The 14,578-nt window shown below is 64.6% G+C and carries 23 protein-coding genes; 8 read left to right on the top strand and 15 right to left on the bottom strand.

Features of this window, described 5'->3' with window-relative positions:
• The 6 genes from AX681_RS02055 to AX681_RS02080 form a co-directional block, all read right to left on the bottom strand.
• Nucleotides 1–342, bottom strand: a 342-nt coding sequence (locus AX681_RS02055) for a rhodanese-like domain-containing protein (RefSeq protein ID WP_066681585.1), incomplete at its 3' end; no start/stop codon positions are given.
• 36 nt (nucleotides 343–378) lie between these two features.
• Entirely contained in the window at nucleotides 379–1,128 is a 750-nt protein-coding gene (locus AX681_RS02060) for an MBL fold metallo-hydrolase (protein ID WP_007016078.1), read from the bottom strand.
• A 19-nt stretch (nucleotides 1,129–1,147) separates the two neighbouring features.
• A complete protein-coding gene (locus AX681_RS02065; protein WP_066487222.1) occupies nucleotides 1,148–1,927 on the bottom strand; it encodes a sulfite exporter TauE/SafE family protein in 780 nt (259 codons plus the stop codon).
• Nucleotides 1,924–2,367: a DUF6691 family protein gene (locus AX681_RS02070; RefSeq protein ID WP_004213266.1), complete on the bottom strand. Its 444-nt coding sequence runs from the start codon at nucleotides 2,365–2,367 to the stop codon at nucleotides 1,924–1,926. The genes AX681_RS02065 and AX681_RS02070 overlap by 4 nt, the downstream gene beginning before the upstream one ends.
• A gap of 3 nt (nucleotides 2,368–2,370) precedes the next feature.
• Nucleotides 2,371–2,796 (bottom strand): YeeE/YedE family protein, encoded by a 426-nt coding sequence (locus tag AX681_RS02075; RefSeq protein WP_004213265.1) that lies wholly within the window; start codon nucleotides 2,794–2,796, stop codon nucleotides 2,371–2,373.
• A gap of 2 nt (nucleotides 2,797–2,798) precedes the next feature.
• Nucleotides 2,799–3,140, bottom strand: a complete 342-nt coding sequence (locus AX681_RS02080; RefSeq protein WP_004213264.1) for an ArsR/SmtB family transcription factor — start codon at nucleotides 3,138–3,140, stop codon at nucleotides 2,799–2,801.
• A gap of 203 nt (nucleotides 3,141–3,343) precedes the next feature.
• Here AX681_RS02080 and AX681_RS02085 point away from each other — a divergent pair, with 203 nt between their 5' ends.
• Entirely contained in the window at nucleotides 3,344–4,816 is a 1,473-nt protein-coding gene (locus tag AX681_RS02085; RefSeq protein WP_007016074.1) for a multicopper oxidase family protein, read from the top strand.
• Nucleotides 4,817–4,918: 102 nt separating this feature from the next.
• Complete coding sequence (locus tag AX681_RS02090) at nucleotides 4,919–5,428, top strand: DsrE family protein (RefSeq protein WP_007406276.1); 510 nt, start codon at nucleotides 4,919–4,921, stop codon at nucleotides 5,426–5,428.
• Between the two features lie 16 nt (nucleotides 5,429–5,444).
• Here AX681_RS02090 and AX681_RS02095 read toward each other — a convergent pair whose 3' ends face one another.
• Nucleotides 5,445–5,666, bottom strand: a complete 222-nt coding sequence (locus AX681_RS02095; RefSeq protein WP_004213258.1) for a GDCCVxC domain-containing (seleno)protein — start codon at nucleotides 5,664–5,666, stop codon at nucleotides 5,445–5,447.
• Entirely contained in the window at nucleotides 5,666–6,067 is a 402-nt protein-coding gene (locus AX681_RS02100; RefSeq protein ID WP_007406269.1) for a mercuric transporter MerT family protein, read from the bottom strand. The genes AX681_RS02095 and AX681_RS02100 overlap by 1 nt, the downstream gene beginning before the upstream one ends.
• A gap of 78 nt (nucleotides 6,068–6,145) precedes the next feature.
• Here AX681_RS02100 and AX681_RS02105 point away from each other — a divergent pair, with 78 nt between their 5' ends.
• A complete protein-coding gene (locus AX681_RS02105) occupies nucleotides 6,146–6,562 on the top strand; it encodes a MerR family transcriptional regulator (protein ID WP_021224446.1) in 417 nt (138 codons plus the stop codon).
• Between the two features lie 94 nt (nucleotides 6,563–6,656).
• Nucleotides 6,657–8,000, top strand: coding sequence for an IS1182 family transposase (locus AX681_RS02110; RefSeq protein WP_066661609.1), 1,344 nt, complete (start codon nucleotides 6,657–6,659; stop codon nucleotides 7,998–8,000).
• A 258-nt stretch (nucleotides 8,001–8,258) separates the two neighbouring features.
• Here the strand turns inward: AX681_RS02110 and AX681_RS02115 are convergent, their stop codons facing one another.
• The 3 genes from AX681_RS02115 to AX681_RS02125 are packed head-to-tail and all read right to left on the bottom strand — an operon-like array spanning nucleotide 8,259 to nucleotide 9,965.
• Complete coding sequence (locus AX681_RS02115; RefSeq protein ID WP_066485853.1) at nucleotides 8,259–8,714, bottom strand: hypothetical protein; 456 nt, start codon at nucleotides 8,712–8,714, stop codon at nucleotides 8,259–8,261.
• Nucleotides 8,701–9,420, bottom strand: coding sequence for a GNAT family N-acetyltransferase (locus AX681_RS02120; protein ID WP_331709976.1), 720 nt, complete (start codon nucleotides 9,418–9,420; stop codon nucleotides 8,701–8,703). The genes AX681_RS02115 and AX681_RS02120 overlap by 14 nt, the downstream gene beginning before the upstream one ends.
• Nucleotides 9,357–9,965, bottom strand: a complete 609-nt coding sequence (locus AX681_RS02125) for a YgjV family protein (RefSeq protein ID WP_066661607.1) — start codon at nucleotides 9,963–9,965, stop codon at nucleotides 9,357–9,359. The genes AX681_RS02120 and AX681_RS02125 overlap by 64 nt, the downstream gene beginning before the upstream one ends.
• A gap of 226 nt (nucleotides 9,966–10,191) precedes the next feature.
• Between AX681_RS02125 and AX681_RS02130 the strand changes: the two genes are divergently transcribed.
• Nucleotides 10,192–10,494, top strand: a complete 303-nt coding sequence (locus tag AX681_RS02130; RefSeq protein ID WP_066485845.1) for a hypothetical protein — start codon at nucleotides 10,192–10,194, stop codon at nucleotides 10,492–10,494.
• 441 nt (nucleotides 10,495–10,935) lie between these two features.
• On the opposite strand, the gene AX681_RS02140 is transcribed toward AX681_RS02130, so the two are convergent.
• Together AX681_RS02140 and AX681_RS02145 are read right to left on the bottom strand one after the other, a co-directional pair.
• A complete protein-coding gene (locus AX681_RS02140; protein ID WP_231727497.1) occupies nucleotides 10,936–11,640 on the bottom strand; it encodes a DUF2231 domain-containing protein in 705 nt (234 codons plus the stop codon).
• Between the two features lie 374 nt (nucleotides 11,641–12,014).
• Nucleotides 12,015–12,239, bottom strand: coding sequence for a hypothetical protein (locus tag AX681_RS02145; protein ID WP_066485841.1), 225 nt, complete (start codon nucleotides 12,237–12,239; stop codon nucleotides 12,015–12,017).
• A 185-nt stretch (nucleotides 12,240–12,424) separates the two neighbouring features.
• Between AX681_RS02145 and AX681_RS02150 the strand changes: the two genes are divergently transcribed.
• The gene (locus AX681_RS02150; protein ID WP_066485832.1) at nucleotides 12,425–12,637 is read left to right on the top strand and encodes a hypothetical protein; all 213 of its coding nucleotides are present in this window, start codon (nucleotides 12,425–12,427) and stop codon (nucleotides 12,635–12,637) included.
• Between the two features lie 158 nt (nucleotides 12,638–12,795).
• Entirely contained in the window at nucleotides 12,796–13,389 is a 594-nt protein-coding gene (locus AX681_RS02155) for a recombinase family protein (RefSeq protein ID WP_066485864.1), read from the top strand.
• 25 nt (nucleotides 13,390–13,414) lie between these two features.
• Here the strand turns inward: AX681_RS02155 and AX681_RS02160 are convergent, their stop codons facing one another.
• A complete protein-coding gene (locus AX681_RS02160) occupies nucleotides 13,415–13,801 on the bottom strand; it encodes a flagellar hook-basal body complex protein FliE (RefSeq protein ID WP_082732665.1) in 387 nt (128 codons plus the stop codon).
• Between the two features lie 218 nt (nucleotides 13,802–14,019).
• Nucleotides 14,020–14,259: a hypothetical protein gene (locus AX681_RS22745; protein WP_231733771.1), complete on the bottom strand. Its 240-nt coding sequence runs from the start codon at nucleotides 14,257–14,259 to the stop codon at nucleotides 14,020–14,022.
• Nucleotides 14,260–14,372: 113 nt separating this feature from the next.
• On the opposite strand from AX681_RS22745, the gene AX681_RS22750 reads away from it, so the two are divergent.
• A complete protein-coding gene (locus AX681_RS22750; RefSeq protein WP_231729669.1) occupies nucleotides 14,373–14,549 on the top strand; it encodes a hypothetical protein in 177 nt (58 codons plus the stop codon).
• The last annotated feature ends 29 nt before the right edge of the window (nucleotides 14,550–14,578 follow it).

Below are 14,578 nucleotides of genomic sequence, written 5' to 3' on the forward strand. Positions count from 1 at the left end.
CCCGCCGGGGACGTGGGCGACATTCTCCACGCCCATCTCCTTGAGTGATTTTGCGGCCAGCGCCGAGCGGGCGCCGGACCCACAATAGAGCACCAACCGCGATCCACTGGCGAGTTTGGCATTGTGGGTGGGGCTTTCAGGATCGACCTGGAATTCCAGAAGGCCACGCGGGACATGCACCGCACCAGCCACCAGCCCCGATTTTGCGACTTCCCCTGGCTCGCGGATGTCAACGAACTGGACCTTGGGATTGCCGACAAGTTTGGCTGCATCGTCAGGCGCGATAGTTTCGACAATCGCATTCGCTTCGGAAACCAGTTGTTTCGAGGTGCGTGTTGGCATCGACTTTCTCCTGTAAATGAACCTGTATCGGATGGCTCAGCCCTGCTCGGACTTGCCGCCTATCTGGCGCAGCATTTCCGGCAAATCTGTCGGGCAATCACCGCAAAGCTTGTTTGCCGGAACGGCAACGTCGATCTTCTTTGGGTAGGGAAGATCGAGAGCGGCCATGATCGCGACGAATTCCTGAACGGTCTTGCCCGCAAGGCGCGGGTTCCGTTCACGCTCCTGCGCCACTGTCGTGATGTGGCGATGATTGTAGTCGTGAGCCGGGTAGATCAGACCATCGCCCGGCAGCGTGAAAATCTTCTGCGTGACGGAGTGATAAAGGGTGGCGGCGTCACCGTTTTGGAAGTCGGTGCGGCCACAGCCGTCGATTAGCAGGGCGTCGCCGGTGAAGGCGCGAAGACCATCGGGCTGCTCAACCAGGTAGGTATGGTGGGCGTCGGTGTGCCCCGGAGTAAACAGCGGCTGAAGCTTGAGCGCGCCGACAGTCAAAGGCTGGTCCTCGGCGACCCCCACGTCAGCACAGGGAAGGCCGTCCATGGCGGGGTACGCGATCTTGGAGCCGGTAAGGCTGCGCAGATAGCAGGCCGATGTGACGTGGTCCGCATGCACATGCGTCTCCAACGTATAAGCCAGTTCGAGATCCAGTTCCTGAAGCGCGGCAAGGTCGCGTTCGATCGTTTCGAGGACAGGATCGATCAGGACGGCTTTGCGCGTCTCCGGGCAACCGAGGAGGTAGGTGTAGGTCGAGGACTCCGGCTCGAACAACTGACGAAAGATCATGATCGGTCTCCAATGGTGTCTAGCCGCCGATCCCGCCCAGGCTGCGGAACAGCATGTAGGCGGCCACGGCCAGCAGGACGAAAGCGAAGATGCGGGTGAGCAAGCCCTTATGATCGGCGAGCCGGATGGCGGTTTGCATGCCGGCGACGCCGCCAGCGACCCCGCCAGCGATGAAGAAGCCGGCCACGCGCCAATCCACGAGTCCTGACAGGGCATAGTTGAGGGCTGTCGCCGATCCGAACGTTCCCACCGAAAACAGCGACGATCCGACCGCGTTGAGGATGGGCATGCCGCTGCCGAGCATGATGCCGGGCACAATCAGGAAGCCGCCGCCGATGCCGATGAACCCTGACAGGAGGCCGGCGAGAAGGCCGATCGCCACGAGCCGCACAGCGATGGGGCGCGTGATCCGCACGCCCGGGTCGCCGCCGCCGGATTTGCCGCGCAGCATGGAAACCCCCACCACGATCATCACGCCTGCGAACAGCACCAGGAGATGCTGACCCGCCACCATCTTGCCCAGGGTGGAGCCGATCAGGGCGCCTATGACGCCCGATGCCCCGAAGACGAGGGCGCAGGGCCACTTCACGGTTCCGGCCCGGGCGTGCTGGATCAGGTTGGCGAAGGCATTGGCGGCCACCGCCAGCGCGCTCGTGCCGATCGCGACGTGCGGGTCCTTCATGCCCACGACATACAGCAGCAACGGCAGGGCAAGGATCGAGCCGCCGCCGCCGATCACCCCGAGGGTAAAGCCGACGACGACACCGGATATGAGCGTGAGGATGTCGACCGGCGTCATGGGTTTGCCCCGGGCCTGGCTGCGCGATAACGTTCCTGAAGGGCGAAGACGCCCATGCCCGCCAGCATCGCCACGACGAACACCAGCGCCGCCGGCGCTCCGAGGCTCAGGGCGACCAGGGCCGGACCAGGGCAGTAGCCGACGAGGCCCCATCCGACGCCGAACAAAGCCGCGCCCGAGAGAAGCTTCTTGTCCAGGGACCGGGACGATGGCCCATTGAACGCCGGTGCGAAAAGCGGAGCATCGCGCCTTCGGCCGAGTGCAAATCCCAACGCTGAAACCATGACGGCCGAGGCCAGCACCAAGGCAAGGCTCGGGTCCCACGACGGCGCGGCGACATCAAGAAACGCCAGAACCTTGCTGGGGGCTATCATGGCGGAGACGATCAGGCCGAAGCCGAAAATGAGCCCCGAGGCGAGCGCGATGAGCAGCTTCCTCATTGCTCAGAGTCCGATGACGTGTCGGGCGACGTACACAGTCGCGGCCGCTGTGATGAGGAAGACGCCTGTCGCGGCGAGCGAGCGGGGCGAGAGCCTCGCTATTCCGCAGACGCCATGCCCGCTGGTGCAACCACTCCCGAGCCGAGTCCCAAATCCCACCAGAAGGCCGGCTGCGATCACGACGGCGACTGGGGCCGGCGACGTGAGGTCCGGTAGCAGGCCGCCCGCCGCCCGGTAGAGCAAGGGCGCGGCGAGCAGGCCGACCAGGAATGTTGCGCGCCAGGCCATCTCGCCGCGGACAGGCGCAAGCACCCCGCCGACGATGCCGCTGATTCCAGCGATGCGCCCATTGGCGATCCACAGGAAGGAAGCCGAGAGGCCGATTAGCGCGCCGCCCACGATGGCCGAGAATGGGGTGAAACCCTCCATCGTCAGGATTCTCTGCTCTCAGCTTCGTCACCGGCGCAAAAGAGTGCGTAGAGTTCCGTCAGGATCGGCAGCACGCGCTCGGACGTGATGCGGTAGAATATCGTCGTTTTCTCCCGCCGTGTTCCGACCAGGCCTTCGTCGCGCAGCGTGGCCAGATGGCGGGACAAATTCGACTGTGTCAGTCCGAGGCGTTCGCCCAGATCGGTTACCGACAACTCCCCGCCGAGCAGGCTGCACAGGATCATCAGACGGTGCCGGCTCGCAAGCGAACGGAGGAACGCTTCCGCTTCGCCGGCCTTTTCCTCCAGAAGCTCCGGAGACATTTTAACGAGGGAAGGTGGCACAGTTGCTCCAAACATCTTATATGTAGCATATATGATGGAGTGGTGTTCGATCAAGCGCCAGCTAGGAGGTTCCCCCCGTGAGCTACTATTTCGCCAAGCCATCGAGGCTCCTTCGAAGCGCCGGAGTGCGAGGTAACCCCATGCTGATCGACCAGGCTGTCCGTATCGCTTCCGAGCTGCGCTGCACGCTGGGACAGATTTAGATGCTCGATCGACGTTCGCTGTTGGCTGGCGGAGCGGCATTGTTCGCAACCACCGCTTGCTCGCGCTCCACGCCGGGCCTCGGCGGGGGAGGTGCAAACCCGCTTCCGATGCCGCCGCTGTTGGACGCACGGCCTGGCCGCTCATTCGCGCTACGGGTCCAGTCCGGAACGACTTCATTTTATCCAGGCCGGCCGAGTGACACGCTCGGGTATAATGGCAGCTATCTCGGACCGACGATCAGGGTGCGCCGTGGCGACGACGTGGCGGCTGTCGTGACCAACGGGCTCAACGCGGACACGACTGTGCATTGGCACGGGCTTCTGATCCCCGGAGAGCTGGATGGCGGCCCCCATCAGATCATCGCGCCGGGCGCGACCTGGCGGCCCACGCTCCCGATCCGGCAGCCCGCAGCGACCCTCCTTTATCACTCACACGTCCATGGGTTGACGGCCGAGCAAGTCTATTCGGGCCTGGCTGGGGCGTTGCTGGTAACCGACGACGAAGAGCAGGGCCTGGGGCTCCCGTCAGAATATGGCGTGGACGATCTGCCCCTGCTCATCCAGGATCGCCAGTTCGAAAATGGTCGCCTTGTCATGCCAGGCGGCATGATGGTCGCCATGCAGGGCCGGCGCGGCGACACGATCCTTGTGAACGGCGCGGTGAATCCGCTGGCGGCGGTGCCAAATCGGTTGGTTCGCCTGCGGCTCGTCAACGCATCGAACGCGCGGATTTATGAGCTGTCGTTTTCCGATCGGCGGAGCTTTCACTGGATCGGAACCGAAGGGGGGCTGCTCGAACACGCAGTGGCATTGGAAGCCATAACCTTGGCGCCGGGCCAACGTGCCGAGCTTCTCGTGGACTTCACGGACGGTAGGTCCGCCTCGCTGGTGACGGCGGCTGATACCAACAGCTCGATGATGGGCGGCATGGGTATGATGGGGCGTGGCGCCCGAAGGACCGATGCCGCGGCACCAGCGACCGTGCTGCGGTTTGAACCACGGCCGTTGGGACAGGCTCGTGCCAGCGGCGTCGTGCCGACCCTTCTGGCATCACGAACTGGGCCCGACGCCAGCAAGGCGGTGCGCCGTCGCCGTCTGAGCCTCAACATGGGCATGGGCGGCATGATGGGCTCAGGAAGCGGCGGTGGCGGCCTTACGATCAATGGCAAGCCATTCGACATGAATCGCATCGATGAGACGGTGAAGCTAGGCTCCACCGAAATATGGGAGGTGTCTGGCGAAATGATGCGCCACCCGATCCATATTCACGGCGTCCACTTTGATGTTCTCACCCGCGGTGGCGGGCAGCCCGATGTTCTCGACCAGGGGCCGCGCGACACGGTCCTCGTCAAGGAACCGGTGGAGCTTCTCATCCGATTTGATCAGCCGGCCAAGAGCGCTCCCTTCATGTATCACTGCCATATCCTTGAACATGAGGATAATGGAATGATGGGCCAGTTCAGTGTTGCGTAGGCGTAGGCTCCCACTTCTGGAGAGTTTATGCAGCGCCTACCGTCCAACAGGAGAGCAAGGTTGCCAAAAAGAGCTTTCGCCACATTTCTGCTCGCGGCAACGATGCTGACCGGCGGCACCTCGCTAGCTGCACAGGATAATCTGGTTTATCCCGTAATACCGGGATTTGGCGGGATCGTGGCCGTGCCCAGTGCTGCCGAGCGGCCCGATCCCAAGCTTCGCTACCGCGTCTTGTTCAATGTCACCAAGGCCGCAAGCTCTCCCGACAAAGTGAATCCCAGCCTTGAGAAGGTCGCGCGCTTCGTGAACCTGCTAGGCGCGGACAAGGTCCATCCGGCTGGTGACATCGCCGTCATCATTCATGGTCCCGCGACCCCGCTCGTCCTGCAGAACGCGCCATATGCGGCGCGTATGAAGGTAGCGGCCAACCCGAACGCTGCGCTGATTGCCGCTCTCCAGAAAGCCGGTGTTTCAATCCGCGTTTGCAGTCAGGCCATGGTCGGAAATGAGATCATGCCGAACCAAGTGGCTTCGGGCGTTGAGATCGATGATTCGGCGCTTACAACCTTGGCGAATCTACAAATCCGGGGTTACGCGCTCATCCCGGATTGAAAGGTGCGATACCCCCTCACCCGCAGCAGCCCGCCACGGTCCCGTTCGCCTTCGCCTCCTGAATCGGAGGGCATGGGACATCGCCGAACGAGCAGAACACGCAGCAGTCGCCGGCCAGGGGCCGCAGCACCGCCGCGCAATGTCGGCAATCATAGAAGAACTGGCAGGCGTTGGTGGGCATCGTCTCGGTCGCGACACCGCCGCACTCGGGACAGGTCAGCGTGGAGGTGAGCTGCATCAGGAAAGCGCCTTTATAAGCGGCGCTTCAATGCGATCCCATATCAGCGCGGTCAGCGTCAGGGTCGTGCCGATCGTGAGCATGATCGGAGTTGCGCGGGACGGTAGGGTCACGGTGCAGGACCGATCCGCAGCGCAGGTCCTCCGACGCCGCACATACGCCCACCACCCGGCAGCCAGGCCGACGAGGGAAAGCGCCGTCAGGGCCCAGCGCAGAGGCATCAGCGCGGCGAAGGTGCTCGACAGGCCCGCCCCCACGCCCAGCGCCGCCAGCGCGAGCGGCAAGACGCAGCAGGATGCGGCGGCTAGGACCGCGCCGAAGCTCGCCAGCGCACCCAGGGCGGATAGCCCCGCGTCGGCGCGGCGTGGCGATGCGGAAGCGGCCAGGGTTTCGTGCGGCAAAATCCTTTTATTCATCAGTCGTCTCCGGCGGAATAACCCCCTAATGCCTCCTGTAGCGGCTACAGGAGCAAGCGAATTATGAGGGATGAGAAAGGCCTAGCTATCGGCGAGTTGTCGCGCCGAACCGGCGTGAACATCGAGACGATCCGCTATTTCGAGCGCGTCGGCATTGTGGCGACCCCACCCCGCACGAGCGGGGGCCGGCGAGTATATGGGGCCGGCCACGTCCGCGTCCTTGGATTCATCCGTGGCGCGCGTGAACTCGGCTTCACCCCGGCCGAGGTGCGCGCGATCCTGTCACTTGGCGGTCCCGCGCAGGCGTCGTGCAGTGAGGTCCGCGAGATCGCGGCCCACCACCTGGAGCGGGTTCGCGCGAAAATGGCAGACCTAGCGCAACTCGAAAGCCTGCTTGCCACGACGATCGACCGTTGCGAGGGCGACGGGGCGGCGAGTTGTGCCGTGATCGAATTGCTTGACCAATATACAACCACTTAGGTGTCAAAACCGGTCGAGACTGTTGAAAAAGTAGCACTTGCGGCCTTCTGCACAGGGTGATTCACTCGGTGCAAGGCAGCCGGGAGTGCGGAGGATGATGGGTCGGCAAGTGGCGCAAGGGTCGCTGTTTTACGGGTTCCGGCTCGACGACCATGTGCCCGGCGACCATCTTCTGCGTCGTATCGACGGACTGCTCGACTTTGGCTTCGTGCGCGAGGCGCTGGCCGACAGTTATAGTGCCGGAGGGCGGCCGTCGATCGACCCCGAGCTGATGCTGCGGATGCTGCTGGTCGGTTATCTGTTCGGCATTCGGTCCGAGCGTCGGCTTTGCCAGGAAGTGCATCTCAACCTTGCGTATCGCTGGTTCTGTCGCCTCGATCTTGGCGACGCGGTCCCCGACCATTCGACTTTCTCAAAAAATCGCCATGGCCGCTTCCGGGGGTGCGATCTGTATCGTTTGCTGTTCGAGCAGGTGGTCGCCAAGTGCGCCGCCGGCGGACTGGTCGCGGGCCGTGAGCTCGCTGTGGACGGCAGCACGATCATGGCGGACGCAAGCTGGGAAAAGAAGCTGTCAGGGACGACGGCGGCCGATGAGCTGCGTGCGCGTGATAAGGTGTCCCGGCCCGTGGCCGAGTATCTTGCCGCGCTTGACGCCGCGCTGCCGGTTGCCGCCGACGAACGCGAGCCGGTCGAGCCCAAGCATATCTCGCCGACGGACCCGCAGGCGGCTTTGACGCGCAAGCACGGTCCGGCGCGCTATGCCTATGCGATCAACCCGCTGCTCGACCTCGATACCGACTGCATCCTCGACGTCGAAGCCACGCCCGCCCGCTTTTCGGCTGAGGTGGCCGCAGCCCGGACCCTCATAACGCGCGCAAAGGCGAAGCTCGGTATCGTCCCCGACCAGCTTGCAGCCGACAAGGCCTATGGCAACGGTCCGTTGCTGGGGTGGCTGATCGATCAGGATATCACGCCGCATGTGCCGGTGATCGACCGAACGCGACAGCGTGACGACTTCTTCACCCGCGATGCCTTCCGTTATGATCGCAACGCCAACGTCTACCACTGCCCCAACGACAAGCTCCTGACTTACCGGGGCACCGTGCAGGCAAGCCAGGTCCGCGCTTATCGCAGCCGTCCCGCGGACTGCGCCGCGTGCGCGCTAAAGCCGCAGTGCACCACGGCCAGGCAGCGCGCCGTCACCCGCCTCGTCACCGAAGATGCACGTGATCAGGTCCGCGCCCTCAGCGGCACCGAAGCCTCAATCCGCGCGCGACAGCGACGAAAGCGGATCGAACGCGTGTTCGGGCACCTAAAACGCAACCTCAAACTCAGATCATTGAAGCTGAGAGGACTGAAAGGGGCCGCCGAAGAGTTCACGATGGCAGCCGCCGCCTACAACCTTCAGCTACTCGCCAATCGGGCGGCACCAGCCTGAGCAGCGAGGGTGGCTCGTCCACTCGCTGCCAATGCCGGTCGCGGCCTCAGCCGCCAACTGCACGGCCTTTTTCAACAGCCTCGGTCGGTTGTGACACCGCCATCCTGCCCTAGCGTTTCCGAGGGTTTGCAGGTGTCACAACCCCGTGCCGAATTTTCTGAGCGTCGCTCAAATCAGCCATCCGGCTACGGCTCGCTCGGGCCACATTCCTAGCTTGAATGATGCCCGCCGCCGCTCAAGCTATTCTCAAACGGCCCTTTAGAACCCCGTCCGGGACGTGGTGTCGCAGGATGTGCGCAGGAAGCTGAGCGCCTCGGTGACCCGGCGTACGGCGTCGTTGTCGCCGACGAAGATGTCAATGCCGTCATAGGGCTGTACGCCGCTCCTGATCTCGACCGAGGATTGCGGCGCGTTCGTCGAGTAGAGCGGCCGGATGGCCACCACGCGGTCGAGCATGACCTGGATCCTGCTTTTGTCGGCGAGCGCCATCGTGACCGCGCAATTGCCTTTCACCGTGACCGTAACAATCTTCGCGCTTCGCACGAACCCCGGCCAAGGCTTCACTTCCGCGGGTCCGCGCGTCAGCATATCCTGAATGAACGTCGACGCCCCAGCCGCCGTTCGTGGCTTCGCCGGCGCTTGCTCCTGGGCGATGCCGGCGCTCGGATACTCCAGCGCGAGCAGGCACAACAGGATCAACTTACTGTGCGGCATACGAAAGCTCGGTGAATTTCAGGGTGGATGTGGTCGGAGGCGCGGACCGCCAGGGCGCGATCATACGGCCCATTGTATAATGGTCGCCGACGCCGTTGCGCACGTCGCCCGCGGTTCTGAGGTCGGCGCAGATCGTATATCCAAGCCGCTGGTAAAGCGCGAGCGCACGTTCGTTGCGCGTCGCCACGAGAATGACGAGAAAAATGAAGCCGCTCCGTCGCGCCCACGCCTCCCCGGCCGACACCAGGTCCGAGCCTAGCCCCAGCCCCCGCCACCTCTGCCTGAGCGCTAGGCTGAACGAGGCGAACTCGGCGGCTTCCTCGCCCAGCACACCGTGCACGTCGATGTATCCCAGCAAGCTTCCGTTTCGCTCCAGAACGAAGATGCCCCGCTCGCTGCGCGCGACGGCGGTCAACTCCTCCAGCGTGCGCCGTAGCAGCGCCCGACGATCCGCGACGTCGAGCACCATGTGCTCCGTTTCGGCGCTCAGCACGATCTTCAAACGTGCAAGCGCTTTGGCGTCGGCGACCGAGGCGGCGCGCAGTACGATCGGCGACTGCCCTAGGGTCAACCTGACAACGTGCGCGGGATGCCTGCGCGCGCGGTTTATGCCGATGGGCGTGCTGGGGAGAGCACTCCGGCTCAAGAGGCGGCGGCCGCTGCTTGGGTGGGCTTGCCTCCAACCGGCAGTCGCAGGGTCGAGCAAGCTCCAACCATGACGGCCTTGAAGCGCGCGACATTGGAACCGATGGCCGTCCAGCGAGGCTGATCACGGTTGGTGGCGATGATAAGCCCGGCCAGGTTGCCGACCACCGACACCAGATCGACGGCCAGCGCGAAATACGCCCCTGCGAGCAGGTTATGGGCCAGCCAGAATGGAGCAGCGACGAGAAAGGTCGCTTTCATCCGGACAATCGATCTCTGGGACCGCGCGCGCATGCTGATCACACTGGCGCACGCCACGAGCGCGGACAGCGCTCCATGCCAGGTCATGATGGTGAGCAGCATCAACGCGACCAGCATCAAGCCGTCCAGCGAACGCCGGCGATGAGGATCGCTCGATGTGATCGCGACCAGAAGCTGCACGAGCGACAAGCCGCTCGCGGCTGCGGCGGTGAACGCCCCCAGAAGCGCAAAATGCATCGCGAAGGCCAGGGCGCCGGCGCTTTGGACGGCGAGAGCGCTGCGACGATCGCGGAGAAATGGCCAGGCCGCAACGCAGGCGAGTCCGGTGAGGCCGAGCAGCGTCACCGGGTTCCCCGCCAGGGTTATTGTCTCGAATAACGATTGCACCAAAGGATCCCGCATGCCGCCAGCCGGTGAGCATCATGAAGGATCAAGGTTACCAAGTCGTACCTACTTGGTGAGCGGGGTACGACTGAACGGGCGCTGACGGGGCCATTCAGACCTGTTTCAAGGCAGCCCATCTAGTCAGGGGCCAATCCGCCATCGGGCGGACCTTGGAAGGAGAACCGAGATGGTGCGCAAGTTCATCGCAGCTGCGGCGCTGCTGGCTTCCACGGCCGGCATGCTCGCCCCGAGCGCAGCGCTGGCGCGAGACCGTGAGCATGGCGGATGGCAGGCCCGCAACGAGCATGGCCGGGATCAGCACGGCTACGGCAACCGCTATCGGGATTATGATCGCCGCAATCGACACGGGAGCTACTACGCCAGCAACCGGCATTATGTTGGAAACGGCTATTATGCGCGCCGCCATGGGTCGGGTTACGGTTACAACCAGCATCGCGAGGGCGAGCACGATCCCTATCGCGGCCACTAGGTCGCGTTGGGAACACAAGCGGGCATCGGGCTTGGCAGGCCGTGCGGATAGGCGCATGTTGATGACGGGCGGTCGCTCAACGTCCGGGCGTCGTCCGTTCATCGGACCCGAGCAATGCCGCGCCCTCTTCGTAAGGCCCTCTCCACCTTCATTCTGCTGGCAGCGCTTGCCGGCTGCGTCAGTCGCCGAGAGATGACCGCCCGCCATCAGGCCGCGTGCGCGAGCTACGGCTTCCAGCCCGGGACGGAGGGCTACGCCAACTGCCTTCTTCAGCTCGACATGGGCGATTATAGTTATGGCCACCACGGCGGTGGCGTGCCGTTGTTCCCCGCGCGGCATCCTTCGCCCCGGCCGGCTCCCGCCCCCGCGGTTACGCCGGACCAAGCCCGGTGAAACAGTTCGCCGCCTTGGCGAGCCGAGTATGTCGATCCGGCGTGTCGTTCAGAAGGCGAGGTGGTTCAGGCCGCCGTGCATGAATGATCCGCCGAGCCAGCCTTGGACGGCGATCGCGATGGTGACCGCGCCGAGCAGGCTCCAGTAAGCGGTGCGGGGCCGCTCCGCCGCCCGCCGCGCCCGGAACGCCAGGTAGACCAGCACGACCGAGAGTGCCGCCAGCGTGGTGCCGAGCCACCGGTGAGTCATCAGCACGGGATTGCGATCGGAAAGGTAGAAGCCGCCGGCGAACCAGCCGAGGAACGCCGCGACGATCGCGCCCAGCGAGCCGACGATCAGCATGACCCGCGCCGCTTCCTGGTAGGATGCGTTGCGCCGCCAAAGCCCGAACAGCTCCACCGCCAGCGCGCCAATGATCATGGCGATCGGGAAGTGGATCACCATCGTGTGCAGGCGGCCAAGCCAGCTTACCAAGCGCTGCCCGAAGGTCTTGTTCCTGGCGTTGGCCTCGTCGTGCCCGTGGCCCATCGCCATGTCGTCCGCAGCCACGTCCTGGCCCATCGCGGCGTCCGCCGGGCCGACCGCGTTGTCGTTCATCCCCGCCATGCCTGCATGGTCGTCGCTTGCCGCCCGGCTCGCCTGAGTATTGCCCGGTCCGGCCCCGAGCGCGTCGTGATCCTCATGGGCGAGCGCCGGTCCCGCCATGCCCAGCATAAGCGCCGCCAGCAACAAGGTCAGCTTCGAATTCCGCATGGGCCAAGCGCTTTCTTTGACGATTCTCTTTGTGGATACGCAGCACGAGGCGTTTGCCCTCGCTAGCGCTTGGCATTTCCCGATGCGCCCTGCCTGCACGGGTGAGACACACAGTTCAATTGCGGACGATCCAACCCTAAGACAGAAGCGTCGCGATCACGCCAGCATTCAAAGCGGAGAAGTAGCTTTGCCTTTTCTGCGGAAGCATCGGCAGGAGCACCTGATCGTCCGCTTGAGCGCCGCTTGCACGCGACGCTCTCCGGGGAAAGGTCAGAACACATCTACCCGGTAGTGGCAGGCCGCTAGACCTGCTTTCTCCAGCGGGTTGCCACGTTCGCTACTGGCAACCCGCTAGCCGTCCGTCCGACATGGCTTCACTTCGGCTTCGGCGCAGCCTTTTGATGTCCGCCCTTGTGGTGGGCGGTCTTCTTCGGAGCGGCCTTTTTGCCCTTCGTGGCCATCTTGGCACCGGGTGCCATCTTCATCCCGGCCATCGAGCCACCGCTCGTTTGCGCCGACGCCGCGCTGACGCCGGCGGTGGCGATGCCAATAGCCGCAACGGCCTGAAGCAGCTTGGCTGCGAAGTGTGTTGTGATCATAATCTCTCCACTCCCACGGGCAGACGGCAATGGTCGATCTGCTCATGAGATACTACGCGACAGGATGCCTGAGCCCTCATTATCGTGGAGAAAGGATCCGGTGTGGAGCGGAGGTCGCACCCGCGGACGCTCCCATCGTGAGCAGGATCGAAGATCAGCCCAGCACTCCAACCGGAGAAGAAGCGATGAGGATCAACATGCTTGGCTACGGAGTCGCCGTTCTGGCGGCCCTGCTCGTCTCTGCGTGCGGAACACGCGAACCGGAGAACATCTCGGAGGATCAGCTCAATCATTTCACGGGAATCACCGAGCACGACCACCCGTCGTCGCCGACGGCTGATCAGCAGAGCGGCGACAGCTCGGCCGCTTCCAACTCGGTGAACGGTGAAGCGAGGTGAGCCGGTCGAGGCGTTTGCCAGGTCGGCGGCTCCTTGCTACTCGCCTGTCCGAAACCGAAGGGTTTCGGACAGGGCCGGCGCGATCGTCCGCAACCTAGCTTGACAGGATTGTGAACAGCGGCAAGGATCCGGACACCCTTTGTGAACGGATCAGGGCCGTGTCGCGCACCTTCGCCTATGCCCGCGTGTCCACCGCGGGCCAGACCACCGAGAACCAGGTCCGCGAGATCGCGGCCGCGGGGTTCGCGGTCGAGCCGCACCGGGTGGTGAGCGAGACCGTGTCCGGTTCGGAAGCGATCGCAAGGCGCGAGGGCTTCGCGCGTCTCCTCGACCGCATGGAGGCGGGCGACGTGCTGGTCGTCACCCGTCTCGACCGGCTGGGCCGCGACGCCATCGACGTGAGCGCGACCGTGGCCCGGCTTGAGGGAGCCGGCGTGCGGGTGCATTGCCTGGCGTTGGGTGGGGTCGACCTGACCAGCTCGGCGGGCAAGATGACGATGGGCGTGATCAACGCGGTCGCCCAGTTCGAGCGCGACCTCTTGGTCGAGCGCACCCAGTCAGGGCTGGCGCGCGCGCGGGGACAGGGGAAGAGGCTCGGCCGCCCGCACTCACTCGACCCCGCGACCCGCGCGGCAATCCTCGCCGGTCTTGCGCGCGGCGAGAGCCTTTCGGCGTTGGCGAGGCGGCACAAGACCAGCCGCCAGACGGTGATGCGCTTGCGCGATAGCGAGCAGGCGCAAGCGGATGGCTAAGCGGAAGTGGCGTCACCCTTGCCCGTCAGATGCTCATGCTCATGATGTCCTTGTAAGCGGAGAGCAGCTTGTTGCGAACCTGGAGCGTCGCCTCGAACCCGATCGAAGACGCCTGGCGGGCGAGCATGACCTTAGCAATGTCGGTTTCCTCGCCCCGCTCATAGGCGACGGTGAGAGCACCGGCCTTGGCGTTCACCGCATTGACCTTCTGGATCGCATCGGTGAACACCGATCCGAAGGAGGCCGGCGCAGTGCTTTCCGCACCGCCGATCGGGGCTGGCGAAGGGGCGACGGCTTTTCCCAGCGCCGCGTTGCGTTGCAGGATCGCGTTGCGGACCGCCATCACGCTATCGACTGAGGAAATGGCCAAGGGAGCCCTCCGTAATGCGCGGGTAAAGCGGCGCGACGCCATCATCCTTTCTAAACCCTTAGGGTTAGTAAACGACGCGTTAGTCGATGAGTGCTCATTCCGCTCGTTCCGGCAGGCGGCCTTGTCGCCCCCGTGTGATGGTCGCGCCGGTGGACGGGCGAGCGGCGCGTTCAGGCGAACAGGTCGCCGATCGCGCGCACCCGGAAGGCGTTGAGCCAGCGGCGCCGGCGATGCTCGCCGGCGTCGTGGCGCATGTGGCATCACTGGCAGAGCGCGGCGAGGTTGCGCAGCCGGTTGTCGCCGGGATCGTGGTTCAGGTGCGCGCTGGCGAGCACGACGCGCGTGACCCGCATCGAGGCGGGCGGGTCGATACCGGCGAACCCCGGTTGCGCGCGTGAAAGATCGTCAGGCTTCGGCAGGCGGCGAACCCCCCTGCCCTGCCCGTCACGCCAGCGGCCCACGTCCTCGTCCCACCAGACCCCATCGCCGAGGTGCAGCACATCGCGCCCATGCGGGCGACGGCAATGCTCGCAGCGTCCCTTGGCGCGCCGAGATCATCGCCAAGGCCGAGTCCGGCCAGGGCTCCCCCGCCCAACTCGCCACCCTGTTCCGCGTGTCGCGCTCGACCGTGCAGCGCGTGTTGCGCGAGCACCGGGCGCGGCAGGCGCTTGGTCAAACCATCGAACAGGTGCGGGCCAGGTTCGATGACCTGCCACCGGCCGAGCTGGAAGCCTTGATCGACGAGGCCATTGTGGCGACTCTACAGCCCAACGCTCCCGCCGCCGTGTGACCGCGTGGCGGGAGCGTTGGGCTGTAGAG

Source organism: Sphingomonas sp. CCH9-E2 (assembly GCF_001557215.1).
Taxonomy (GTDB): domain Bacteria; phylum Pseudomonadota; class Alphaproteobacteria; order Sphingomonadales; family Sphingomonadaceae; genus Sphingomonas.

Coding starts and splice junctions, on each gene's coding strand:
- AX681_RS02060 (WP_007016078.1), bottom strand. CDS start 1,128: ATGATCTTTCGTCAGTTGTTCGAGCCGGAGTCCTCGACCTACACCTAC.
- AX681_RS02065 (WP_066487222.1), bottom strand. CDS start 1,927: ATGACGCCGGTCGACATCCTCACGCTCATATCCGGTGTCGTCGTCGGC.
- AX681_RS02070 (WP_004213266.1), bottom strand. CDS start 2,367: ATGAGGAAGCTGCTCATCGCGCTCGCCTCGGGGCTCATTTTCGGCTTC.
- AX681_RS02075 (WP_004213265.1), bottom strand. CDS start 2,796: ATGGAGGGTTTCACCCCATTCTCGGCCATCGTGGGCGGCGCGCTAATC.
- AX681_RS02085 (WP_007016074.1), top strand. CDS start 3,344: ATGCTCGATCGACGTTCGCTGTTGGCTGGCGGAGCGGCATTGTTCGCA.
- AX681_RS02090 (WP_007406276.1), top strand. CDS start 4,919: ATGCTGACCGGCGGCACCTCGCTAGCTGCACAGGATAATCTGGTTTAT.
- AX681_RS02095 (WP_004213258.1), bottom strand. CDS start 5,666: ATGCAGCTCACCTCCACGCTGACCTGTCCCGAGTGCGGCGGTGTCGCG.
- AX681_RS02105 (WP_021224446.1), top strand. CDS start 6,146: ATGAGGGATGAGAAAGGCCTAGCTATCGGCGAGTTGTCGCGCCGAACC.
- AX681_RS02110 (WP_066661609.1), top strand. CDS start 6,657: ATGATGGGTCGGCAAGTGGCGCAAGGGTCGCTGTTTTACGGGTTCCGG.
- AX681_RS02115 (WP_066485853.1), bottom strand. CDS start 8,714: ATGCCGCACAGTAAGTTGATCCTGTTGTGCCTGCTCGCGCTGGAGTAT.
- AX681_RS02130 (WP_066485845.1), top strand. CDS start 10,192: ATGGTGCGCAAGTTCATCGCAGCTGCGGCGCTGCTGGCTTCCACGGCC.
- AX681_RS02140 (WP_231727497.1), bottom strand. CDS start 11,640: ATGCGGAATTCGAAGCTGACCTTGTTGCTGGCGGCGCTTATGCTGGGC.
- AX681_RS02145 (WP_066485841.1), bottom strand. CDS start 12,239: ATGATCACAACACACTTCGCAGCCAAGCTGCTTCAGGCCGTTGCGGCT.
- AX681_RS02150 (WP_066485832.1), top strand. CDS start 12,425: ATGAGGATCAACATGCTTGGCTACGGAGTCGCCGTTCTGGCGGCCCTG.
- AX681_RS02160 (WP_082732665.1), bottom strand. CDS start 13,801: ATGGCGTCGCGCCGCTTTACCCGCGCATTACGGAGGGCTCCCTTGGCC.